This is a genomic window from bacterium (genome assembly GCA_030247525.1).
In the GTDB taxonomy this organism is placed as follows: domain Bacteria; phylum Electryoneota; class JAOADG01; order JAOADG01; family JAOADG01; genus JAOTSC01.
Map to the genome: position 1 here is coordinate 1 of JAOTSC010000139.1, position 8,767 is coordinate 8,767.

6 protein-coding genes are annotated in these 8,767 nt (G+C 49.7%); 5 read left to right on the plus strand and 1 reads right to left on the minus strand.

What is annotated here, in order from left to right; translation table 11 throughout:
- The coding region (locus OEM52_11665; protein MDK9700793.1) for a hypothetical protein at window positions 1-443 on the minus strand (443 nt) is incomplete at its 3' end.
- Between the two features lie 149 nt (window positions 444-592).
- Between OEM52_11665 and dapA the strand changes: the two genes are divergently transcribed.
- From dapA to OEM52_11690, 5 genes are read left to right on the plus strand one after another with little or no spacing between them, the layout of a single operon-like run.
- Complete coding sequence (dapA, locus tag OEM52_11670; GenBank protein ID MDK9700794.1) at window positions 593-1,468, plus strand: 4-hydroxy-tetrahydrodipicolinate synthase; 876 nt, start codon at window positions 593-595, stop codon at window positions 1,466-1,468.
- Entirely contained in the window at window positions 1,468-2,184 is a 717-nt protein-coding gene (gene dapB / locus OEM52_11675) for a 4-hydroxy-tetrahydrodipicolinate reductase (protein ID MDK9700795.1), read from the plus strand. Before dapA ends, dapB begins: the two co-directional genes overlap by 1 nt.
- 2 nt (window positions 2,185-2,186) lie before the next feature.
- On the plus strand, window positions 2,187-3,365 hold the full coding sequence (locus tag OEM52_11680; GenBank protein MDK9700796.1) for an aspartate kinase: 1,179 nt from the start codon (window positions 2,187-2,189) through the stop codon (window positions 3,363-3,365).
- Window positions 3,329-5,083 (plus strand): SpoIID/LytB domain-containing protein, encoded by a 1,755-nt coding sequence (locus OEM52_11685; protein MDK9700797.1) that lies wholly within the window; start codon window positions 3,329-3,331, stop codon window positions 5,081-5,083. Before OEM52_11680 ends, OEM52_11685 begins: the two co-directional genes overlap by 37 nt.
- 6 nt (window positions 5,084-5,089) lie before the next feature.
- Entirely contained in the window at window positions 5,090-8,479 is a 3,390-nt protein-coding gene (locus tag OEM52_11690; GenBank protein ID MDK9700798.1) for a tetratricopeptide repeat protein, read from the plus strand.
- Window positions 8,480-8,767 lie beyond the last annotated feature (288 nt).

Sequence of the window (8,767 nt, forward strand, 5' to 3'; positions counted from 1 at the left end):
TTCATCAAGAAATCAAGACAAATCTGGAAGTGGGATTCGCCACGGGAGACGACGTGCGGTGGAGGAAGCAGTTTCGACATTTCGTCCATCTGCTTCTTCAATTCCTCGACCTGTTTGTTTAACTCGACGATTTCGTTGAGTAACCCTTTGGTCGAAATGTCTTTCTCCGCCGAAATTCGTTCACCCATGACTTTCGCTTCTTCCGGTGAGAGTCCGTAGGCGGTTTGCGCCAGCGTATCGACTTGCATTTGAGGATACTTCTGGTTGAATTTGCGAACTGACTCCTGCAAATTCGACTGTTTCTTCCGGAGGTCGACATTAATCTTTTCTACTTTGGCGACCAGACTTTGAAAATCGCGCTCCGCCGACGATTGCGACGAACAGCCCGCTACCAGCAATATTGCGAGCAAGAGCATCGCGAGGATTTTTAATCGAAGCGTCATGTTGTTCTCCTTTTATGAGAAAATTCAATCCTAAAGATAAGGGCAAAATTCCGGTAGATGCAATGAATCCTGTGAGTTGGCTAAAACATCACATTTGAACGAACTCGAAAAAAATTCTATATTTGCAAATTAAAGGTTAAGAGGTTGTTGTGCTTCGGATTGAAGGAATATATACGGCGCTGGTTACACCATTTGCGAACGGAACCTTGGACGAGAGTCGATTGCGCTCGTTGATTGCCAAACAAATCGATGCTGGAATTCACGGAGTAGTGATTGCCGGTACGACTGGAGAAGGCCCGGTACTTGACAGCGATGAGTGGGAACAGGCGGTACGGATAGCTGTTACTGAACGCGGTTCACTCAAGATAATCGCGAATGCTGGTACGAATAACACCATGCATTCCATTGAGAAGGCTAAGATTGCCGAACAACTTGGTGCTGATGCGATCCTTGTTATTACCCCCTATTACAACAAACCAACTCAGAATGGGATGATTCGACATTTTGAAGCGGTAGCCAACGCCACAAAATTACCGGTGATGCTATACAACGTCCCCTCGCGCACCGGTTGCGAATTACTTCCCGATTCCTGTCTTACCTTGCTTAGCACCCCCAATATTGTGAGTATCAAACAAGCAGTGGCCAATCTCGACCGGTTTACTGAAATTCGTCAAGTCGTTGGAAACCGCTGGACGATTCTCTCAGGGGAAGATTCGCTCTTCCTTCCAATGCTGGGTCTTGGCGCTGATGGAATTGTTTCGGTGCTTTCCAATGTCGCTCCCAACCAATTTGTGCGAATGTATGAAGCGGCGAAAGCGAATCGTTGGCAGGAAGCGCAACAACTCCACTACGCCCTATACGATTTGATGAGATTATTATTTATTGAAACATCGCCAGCGCCAGTAAAAGCAGCGATGCGCATGATCGGTGAGGATTGCGGGGATGTAAGGTTACCACTGGTTCCACTCAGCGACGGATGGATTGAACCCCTACGACAGGCTTTGCTCAAAGCACGGGAGGCGTGATGATAAAAGTAGCTCTGTTTGGTGCGGGACGCATGGGGGATGCCATCGCGCAAAAGATTTCTGCCACATCCGACATTACGCTGCACGAGCTTTTCGAGCGAAATGACAGTGGGTCGGTTGGTAAACTGAGAAACGGTTCGATGGTGTTGCCGGAACGCTCTGCGGAAAATAGTAATGCCGATATCTTTGTCGATTTCACTGAACCAATTTCCGCGATGCAGCATTTCCGATTAGCAGCACAACTGCATTTACCAATTGTTGTTGGAACAACAGGACTATCGAAAAATCAATTGGAAGAAGTGCGGGAGTCGTCCGTTCATATCCCATGTCTGTTTGCGCCAAATTTATCGTTGGGTGTGAATCTGTTGTACGACATCGTCGCACAAGCGGCAAGCTCGCTGCCACCGGAATACGATATCGAAATTGTGGAACAACATCACCGGTTAAAAATTGATAAACCGAGCGGAACCGCGCTCCAATTGGCAAGAGTCATCGGTTCAGCAAGAGGTACGCCTCCAGAAATCCACGCACTCCGCGGCGGCGAAGTTGTCGGTACCCATACAATTATTTTTTCCGGTCCGGGTGAGCGACTGGAATTTACTCATGAAGCGTTTTCCCGCAGTGCGTTTGCAACCGGTGTGTTGCAAGCAGTGCGTTTTCTCGTGAACCGTGAACCCGGATTGTACTTTGTGGGCGATGCACTGGGATTGCGGTAACAATGCCACTGTTAGTACAAAAATATGGTGGAAAAGTTGTCGAGACACCGGAACAGATCAAGCGGATTGCCCAACGACTGTTAGCGCTACATGAGAGTGGTCAGGAATTAATCGTCGTCATTTCAGCGCCGGGAAATCTTACCGATCAACTGATCCAGATGGCACAAGAGGTCGCGAGCAATCCCGACCGTCGCGAGTTGGATGCGCTATTGGCGGTGGGAGAACGAATGAGTTCCACCCGACTTGTGATGGCGATTAATCAGATAGCTGGAAAACAAGCTGCCGTTTCGTTTACCGGTTCTCAGGTCGGGATTATCACCGACGAAAACCACGGCGCTGCAAAAATTTTGGAAGTACGCGGCGACCGGATTCGCGAAGCGCTTAAAGAGAAGAAAATTGTTGTCGTAGCTGGTTTTCAAGGCGTTTCGCGACAAAAGGAAGTAACGACCTTAGGCCGCGGCGGCAGCGATCTAACCGCGGTAGCGATTGCCGCCTCGTTGGGGGCGAACCGTTGCGAACTTTACAAAGACGTCGAAGGAATTTTTACCGCCGATCCGCACGATGTGGCCGACGCCCGATTGTTAGAAACGTTGGACTATGACGAATTGGCGGCATTGTCGCGCTCGGGATTGAAAGCGGTACAAACCGATGCGGTTGAATTAGCGCGTGACAGTCGAGTTCCCTTAGCCGTTGGTTTAGCTGAGAGCGGGAAAATCGGAACGATTGTATCCCATCGCGCATTTTCACCGACTCCGATTACTGCATTAACCTTGCGTAAACAAGTTGAGTTATTTTCCACTGATGTCGATCCGCTTGAGCAGTGCATCCGCTTGCCCGGTTTCCCTGCCGCACAGCTCATCACTCCGGGAAGAACCTGGGTACTGGCACCAGTGGATGAAGCGCTTCCGATTGCTGCGCACTTTGGTAGTGCGTGCCACCGTGAAACCTGCGACACGATTGCTGTCGTTGGTGGAGGTGTCTATCCCGGCTCACCAGTTTGCCGGGAGTTGCTGGTTGATTTGCGAGATTTGTGCGAAGCGTTACGCTTGTTATGGAACTTGACGGGTGCCATGACTGTTGCCGTTTCTGGTGGAGTTGGCAGCGCGGTAATAAAACGATGGCACCGGAATGCTGAGGAAAATGGATGGTTACCGCGCGGCTACCGCAAGGGTGGCAGTTGACCCGCGCCGCTTGTTTTTCGCTTATATTAGTATGTTTGCTGGTTACCGTTTCGCCAGGTAGGGAGGAAGGGACTGTGCCGGATCCGCTTAAGAATAAGTATTCTACTCAACAATCGAGTTTTCAGCCGAACGTTTTACGTACGACTTTGGATGGGCAGCCTCTGATTCGAATCGGATTGTTGGAAGGCTACGAAAAAATCGATTTTCGGGTGAAGGGACAATTCCGGATAACGAAATTGGATGGGAGTGTTATCCTTTCTAATCACAACTCTGACCTTAAATGGCGGTCAAAACCGGAAGGGACAGTCCAAACAGCGCGCTTCACTTATTCGGTATTGGCAGAAGTCGGATCGAATGAACTGGAGGCTCAACAACTTTGTCGGAAATACGAACAAAAAGGAGTCGCGGCGACACTGCAGAAGATCGGCGGCTCTATCGTTGTCAACAATCGTGAGGTTGGTAATAATACCCGCTATCGTATCCTCATCGGCAGCTATTCCCGCGAGCATGATGCCATCAAAGCGATGAGCCATGTAGAAACAACAACTCCCCGGGTCGTGCGTTCCCGGCTCGCTGGTACTATTGGAAGAATCGAAGTGTACGATTCCGAAGCGATAGTGACCGAAATCATCGACCTCGGTTTCCGGATCGAACCAGAAGAAAATGATACTGAAACGACGCTGTTCGCTGTAAAAATCGGCAGTGGATTTCAGTGGGAAAAAGAAGAGGATCGTACTTACCGCGGCGCTATTGAGATTCGGTTCGATAACGAAGGGAAAATGGAAGCGATCAATGAACTTTCCCTCGACGATTATATCGAAGGGGTGCTTCCTTCCGAAATGCCCAGCGATTTTCCTCTCGAAGCATTGAAAGCGCAAGCGGTCGCCGCACGTTCCGAAACCTTGTCGAAAGTTGGCACCAAACATATTAACGACCACTATCATCTGTGTGCGCATGTTCATTGCCAAGTTTACTCCGGTGTTACCCGGCGTATCGAAAGTGCGTCGAGAGCGGTACAGGAAACCCGTGGCGAATTGATGCGGTGGCAGAAGGAATTGGTGGAAGCATCGTATTGCTCCAATTCCGGCGGTCATACTGAAAACCGCGAGAATGTATGGGCAGCGCCGCCCGTGCCCTACCTAACAGGAAAAGTAGATTCCGACGACAGCTATCGCAAAAAGTTCAAACTTGACTTACGACGGGAAGAGGATGCCCGTAGTTGGATTGATTCCAAACCTACGGTCTATTCTAATCCGGCAGGGATAACCCAAGTCGCATCCCTAATGCGTTTGGCAAAGAATTTCCGTTGGGAGGTCACGATTTCCCGCCGTGATTTAGAAGAAATCATGCGAAAAAAACTCGGCGAAGATATTGGAACAGTGTACGATATCGTTCCGATTGTCCGAGGAGTTAGCGGGAGAATCATTGAAATTGAGTTTCTTGGCAGCCGGCGAAATCTACGTGTCAAGAAAGAACTCGCTATCCGTCGCGCACTCTCTTCTACGGCATTACAATCCAGTTGTTTCTATGTGACGGCTGAAGTCGACCGCGATGGTGTTCCGACCGAGTTTACGTTCAAAGGTGCCGGATTCGGACACGGTGTTGGCATGTGCCAAACCGGTGCCGCTGTGATGGCATTAAAGAAGAAAACCTATTTGGAAATTCTCAAGCAGTACTACCCCGGCGCTGTTGTCGAGCGCCTCTTCGATGGACGGTAAAACCAAGTGGCAGATGGCGTCTTCGGTTGGGATGACGAATTCGATGCTTTGCTTGACGGGGCAAAAAATAGAAAGCAGAAAATCGAACTCGAGCAAGGGGAACGTCGCAAAGTTGCGATCCTGTTTCTTGACATCCAAGGATTCACCAAGCTTTCGCAACGGTTAGACCCGGAAGAAGCACGCCGGATTGCCGATACTGCATTGCGGGTGTTTACTGGTATCATCAAGCAATTCAGCGGTCGTGTCGATAAGTTTCTTGGTGATGGTTTAATGGCGTTGTTCGGTTCGGAACGTGCCAGCGAACACGATATCGAACATGCTCTTCTTACTGGACTTGAGTGTATCCGCCAGCTTCAAGAAGTTAACGCAAGGCTTGCGACCCGCAACCTTCCCGATTTAAGTATACGCATCGGTGTAAACTACGGCGAAGTCGTCGTGGGAACGATTGCCAGCGAATCCGGATCGGAAACTGCCATGGGTGCGATGGTGAACCTTGCACAGCGGATGGAGTCAAACGCCCCAACCAATCGGATTCTGGTTCCAGTGGCAGTTCTTGCAAAGACCCACGGTCGTTTTCAGGTTTCCGAACCAAGAACAATCACTGTTAAAGGGTTCGATCAGTCTATTGCTGTGGTGGAAGTTTCCGGCTTGCAGCCTGCACATGGTCTCGAGCAAGCGTCGATTCCGATGGTGGATCGTTTCAGCGAAGTGGCGCGATTGAGCGAATGGTTAAAAGATCTCCCGCATCCGATATTTGTAACCGGTCCCGCAGGAATTGGAAAAAGCCGGCTTATCTCCGAAGTATTAGCAAACTATTCTCGCAAGATTGTTGTGATTCGACCCCCAGCGGCAATACCCATTTCGTATGGGTTAATCGGTGCTTTTCTGCGGCGTTTGTTATCATTGAGCCCCGATTCGATTGATCTCATCCAATTGAAAGCCGCTCTTGAACAATTTGCCATTGACAACGATTCGGTTGTCGAGCGGCTCGGTGTATTGCTTGGTATCCGTGGTGCCGGTTCGTCGTTACGCTCTTTATCGAGTGAAGCGCTCTTTCGAGAATTAGTTGCGGCTTTGCGGTTGTTGTTTGAGCGGCTGCCGCAACAAGAGACAGTTTGGGTATTCGAAGAAGGGCAATGGTATGACGACATCTCCTTGCGGCTATTGAGTGAAGCAGGCGATGCAATAACTGCTCCGATCTGGCGTGAAATGGTGATGCGCGATCTTAACGAGGGTGTGTTACCGGATCGATTTCGGCAATTAGATCAAATTCATTTATCGCCATTGTCTGAACGCGAAGCCGAGCTGCTGATAACAACACAGTATCCCGGTCTTGAGTTGCCGGAACGAGTAATGAACCTATGGCGTGACCGTGCTGCCGGTTCACCATTACTGCTATTGGAACTGGGACGGTTTCTCGAAACGCAAGGGCATCTAATCAAATCGGAAAATGGCAGTTGGCGGTTGTCAGGATGGATCGAAGAGTTTGGCTTGCCCGAATCGCTATCTGCACTGTTTCGTTCCCGGCTCGATACTTTAAAACCAAATGAAAAGCAATGGGTACAGTTAGCTTCTGTCGAAGGTGCCGGTTTCCGTAGAGCAATTGTAGAGCGGATGGGTGAAGTATTGGAGTTTCCGCCGCCACCGTGGGAGAGTCTCATTACATCCGGTTGGTTTCACCCCTTTGAAGACGATTTCGGTCGCTTTAAAACGCCATTAGCGCAAGAAGCAGCCTACACCGCTTTGTTGAAATCGAATCGGGATGCCCTCCATCGGGTAGCTGCCGAGTCTTATCAAATGCTCTATGCCGAACGAGTCGACGAATTTGCCCCAATGTTGGCTCGGCACTGGCTTGGCGCCAATGAGCCGGAAAATGCCATCGATGCGCTAATTCGATGGCGCAAGTATGCAATCTTCCGCTACGATTCGAGTTCGACTCTGACCGCCGCGCAAAAAACGATTGAGCTACTTGAGCAATATCCGATTTCCAATGCTAAACGCATCAAACTTGACTGTTTACTCGATGAAGCAAAGATTCGCCGGATACACGCCGATTTTCAACGTGCCGAGCCGAAATTGGTCGAAGCGCTTGCTTTACTTGATCCCACGACCGACTCGCTTGATTACGCGAAAACGATGATGGAGTTTGCGTATTTGTGGTATGATCAAGGGAAGATTCCTGCTTCCTTCGAGAGTCTGCAAAAAGCGTATGAGCAATGTCCCAAGGATACCGAAGAAGCTCGCGAGTGCGAACTACGGATGGCAGACAATCTTCGCATGCTCGGTAGGGCAAAAGAAGGTCTTGAGATTATTCAAAAATGCCACGATTTATTGACCGAAGAAAGCAGCGATATTTTCCGTGCCCGGGCACATTTAGTGTTGGGAGCGCTTTACCAAGTCAGTGGCTTGATCGAACAGGCAGAAGATGCCTATCTCGAGTCGATGGAAGTCTCGGAACGAGTGGGTGACCGGCTCAACTATGCGATTGTTTGTTCCAGTTTAGCACACTTCTATACGATCCATAAGGAACACGAAAAGGCGATTCGCCTATTAAGCGATACGATTGCGACTTTAGATCGGATCGGCGATAAAGTCCGGGCAATCCGCGCCCGAAATTCGCTTTCCGGGGTGTATGTCATGCAGCGAAAGTTTGCCGAAGCAGAAGAGTTGTTGTTGCAATGCACCTTGCAAGCGAAGTTAATCAATAATGGGGTGCTCGAACAGGCAATCCGCACCAATCTCGGAATTTTAGCCGGAATGCAGGGCAAACTGGAAGAGGCGGAAACCCAGTTCCGGGAATGTGTAACAATTTGCGAAAAATTTGGCGCTGTCGATCCGTTACAGAGCGGCATGATTAACTTAATGCAAATCACATCGATGCGCGGGTTGTGGCAGGAAGTCGTCGAAGGAGCATCTGAACTTCGCCGCTTAGCAGTACAAGCCGGAAATCGAAGCTCGGAAATTGATGCAATACTTTTCCTTTCGGTTGCCCATCTTTACTTAAAACAGCCGGAAACCGCCCTTGAGTTGACTTCAGCGATTCAAAAAGAAGAACAATCGCCGCGGTATGGAATTATTCTCTCTGTACTGGCATTAGCTGCAACTTTGCTAAAACAGTCAGATGCGATGGTAAAGCGAAAAACTGCAAGGGAACATCGAATCGAGGATGACGAAACCGGATGGTTGCTGCGTTATCAGGCAGCGCTGCTTGCCGGTGAATCGGTCGATGATGATCCAATGACTGCTGGGCCGTTGGTTGCCGAACGAGCGGCGTTAATTTATGCGGAAATCACGGGAGATTCCGTATCTTTACCCGCCGCAATGGAATCATTCCAAAAAGCGGGTGCCACTGGGTATGTGTCCCGGTGTGTGGAATTATTGAAAGGAAATTCGTGAATCGTACTCCACAAGAAATCCCGATTTCGCAAATCCTAACCGATCTCATGCATACGACGCGGGAGCTTTCTGCGCGCGTCACCCGGCTCCGGGGGTATCTTTGACATCGACGGGAAAGCGAAAGCCGTTGATGAGTTAGAAAAGAAGAGCGGGGATCCTGAGTTCTGGAATGAACCGGAAATTGCCCGTAAAACCCTGCAAGAATTAACCGCAGTAAAACGATGGGTCACCGACTATCAGACGCTCGCGAAGGGCGTGGAAGATGTCGTCACGTTACTGGAACTTGCT